The sequence below is a fragment of the Streptomyces rishiriensis genome (assembly GCF_003112535.1).
Classification (GTDB): Bacteria; Actinomycetota; Actinomycetes; order Streptomycetales; family Streptomycetaceae; genus Streptomyces; species Streptomyces rishiriensis.
Genome location: NZ_BEWA01000063.1, coordinates 1 through 2,700 on the forward strand (window position 1 = coordinate 1; position 2,700 = coordinate 2,700).

General features: G+C 69.3%; 4 protein-coding genes. All 4 read left to right on the top strand.

The window, feature by feature from the left end; all coding sequences use genetic code 11:
* On the top strand, positions 1–316 hold a 316-nt coding region (locus Sri02f_RS40875), incomplete at its 5' end, for a hypothetical protein (RefSeq protein ID WP_109006326.1).
* Entirely contained in the window at positions 313–1,464 is a 1,152-nt protein-coding gene (locus Sri02f_RS40880) for a DUF3631 domain-containing protein (protein ID WP_109006327.1), read from the top strand. The genes Sri02f_RS40875 and Sri02f_RS40880, both read left to right, overlap by 4 nt.
* 186 nt (positions 1,465–1,650) lie before the next feature.
* Positions 1,651–1,851 carry a helix-turn-helix domain-containing protein gene (locus tag Sri02f_RS40885; protein ID WP_069772376.1) on the top strand — a complete coding sequence of 67 codons (201 nt, stop codon included), beginning with the start codon at positions 1,651–1,653 and terminating at the stop codon, positions 1,849–1,851.
* The coding region (locus tag Sri02f_RS40890) for a site-specific integrase (RefSeq protein ID WP_109006328.1) at positions 1,851–2,700 on the top strand (850 nt) is incomplete at its 3' end. The genes Sri02f_RS40885 and Sri02f_RS40890, both read left to right, overlap by 1 nt.

Sequence of the window (2,700 nt, forward strand, 5' to 3'; positions counted from 1 at the left end):
GGGCGTCGTCACTGCTCTGTGCCCCGACCGCTCCCCGATCGTCGACACGGACCCCGCTCCCAGTTCCGACCCGACACCGGAGCGGCCCGGTATCCGCATCTACGCCCCGCCTGTCTACCGGGACCACGAAGACGGGGCCCGCTGGTCCAAGCGCTATGGCGACTTTCCCAGCGCCGCCTACGCCTGCGCCTGCGGCAAGACCGCCACGGCCGTCGGTCCGCGACGGGTGGCCGCCCTGGTCGACGAGTACACCGCCCACAAGACCGCCTGCGCGGGAGTCCCCGCAACGCTGCCCGAAGGGAGGGCCGCCGCATGAGTGCAACCGACGCCATCGACGGGGCCGCGCTGCTGGACGAGGTCGAGGCCTTTCACCGCCGCTTCAACGTCTTCCCCACCGACGCCGCGTTCGTCGCCGTCGCGCTGTGGGACGCGCACGCCCATCTGCTCGACTGCTTCGACTCCACCCCCCGCATCGCCTTCCTGTCCCCCGAGCCGGGGTCGGGCAAGACACGGGCGCTGGAGATCGTCGAGACCCTCGTGCCGCAGCCCATGACAGCGGTCAACGCATCCGCCGCCGCCCTGTTCCGGTCCGTCTCCGGGCCCAACGGCAAGCCGACGATCCTGTTCGACGAGATCGACACCGTCTTCGGCCCCAAGGCCGGGGACAACGAGGAGTTGCGCGGGTTCCTCAACGCCGGTCACCGCCGTACCGGGGTCACCTACCGGTGCATCGGCGACGGCGGCAACCAGACCGTGCAGGCCTTCCCCTCGTACTGCGCGGTCGCGGTCGCCGGACTCGGATCACTGCCCGACACGATCCTGACCCGCTCCGTCATCATCCGCATGCGCCGCCGGGCCAGAAACGAGAAGGTCGAACCCTTCCGGGCCCGCATCCACGAAGTGGAGGGGCACAAGCTCCGCGACCGGCTCGCCGAATGGGCGGAGCAGGCCCGAGGGTTCGTCATGGGTGCGTGGCCGGACATGCCCGACGGGGTCGCCGACCGGCCGGCCGACGTGTGGGAACCGCTCCTCGCCATCGCCGACGCAGCCGGAGGCGACTGGCCCGACCGGGCCCGGCAAGCCTGCCTGACCTTGGTCAAAGCCTCGCGCGCCAACGACAAGGGCAGCCTGGGCGTGCGGCTGCTGACCGACCTGCGTGACCACGTCATGGTCGGCATCGACCGCCTGCCCACCGTCGCCATCCTCGACCGGCTCAACGCCCTCGACGACGCCCCGTGGGCCGACCTGGGCGGCAAGCCGCTCGACAACCGCCGCTTGTCCAAGATGCTCGCGGAGTACATGACGGCCGACAACGAGCCGATCACCTCCCGCAACATCAAGGCCGCCGGCAGCGTCCTCAAGGGCTACTACGCCGCCGATCTCTGGGACGCGTGGGCCCGCTACTGCCCCCCACCCCCGGAAAGTCCGCTACCTCCGCTACCCGGCACCGAAAACCTGGTCTGACCAGCAGTGATGAGGTAGCGGCAAGCGTCGGAAGTTGCCGCTACCTCGCCGCTACCCATCCGCTACCGCTACCCCTTCCCGCTACCTCGAACAGGCCCCTGACCTGCGAGGTAGCGGCGGTAGCGGAAGTAGCGGACTTCCCAGGAGGGGGGCAGGAAGCCCCCGCGACTACCCCGGAGGTTTGTCGTGCGCACCGCCCTGCCCGCAGCGCCTGAAGCGCTCACAGTCCCCGAGGTCATGACCGCCCTGCGCCTGAGTCGCAGCAAGGTCTACGACCTCATTCGCACCCGCCAGTTGGCGAGCTTCACCGTCGGCCGTGCACGTCGCGTGGCACCCGACAGCCTGCGCGCCTTCATTCAGGAACAGATCGAGGAGAACGCGGCCTGATGACATCCCGCAAAAGGAATCCGAACGGTGCTGGCAGTATCTGGCAGCGCAAGGACGGGCGTTACGAAGCGCGCGTCTATGTCCCCCAACCTGACGGCACCCGCAAGCGCAAGACCGTCTACGGCACCACGTGGGAGGAGTGCGACACCAAGCGCCAGGAATTGGTTCTGCGTGACCGCCAGGGCATCCCGACTCCCACCCGGTCCGCGAAGCTTTCCGAGTGGCTGCCGTACTGGCTGAAGCACTACGTCGAACCGCGCCGCAAGCTCAGCACGTACGACAAATACGAGGTGCAGGTCCGGCTCTATCTCGTGCCCTTGCTGGGTACACGGCGGCTGGAGTCGCTGAGTGTGGCGGACGTGCGCCGCTTCATCACCCGCGTGCAGAACGCACACACGGCCGCGACCGCGAAAGAGGCGCACCGGGTGCTGCGCACTGCGCTCACGGCGGCCGTGCGCGAGGAGCTGATCGCGCGGAACGTGGCGTCGCTGGTGGAGCCGCCGCGCGTCAAGCAGCGGGAGATCCGCCCCTGGTCGCTGGAGGAGACGCTGAGCTTCCTGGAAGCCGCGCGGAGCGATCCGCTGTACGCGGCGTTCGTGCTGGCCATTGCCATGGGGCTGCGGCGCGGCGAGCTGGGGGGTCTGCGCTGGTCGGATGTGGACTTGGACAACCGCGTCGTGCACGTCCGTCAGCAGACGCAGCGCCGCAGGGGCACGCTGTACGACGACGATCCCAAGAGCCGCCGGATCCGAGTGGTGCCGATGCCTGCACTGTGTATCGCGCCGCTGCGGTGGCACCGGCTGCGACAGCGGGAGACGTTCGCGCGCACGGGCGTTGTCTGGTCCGAGA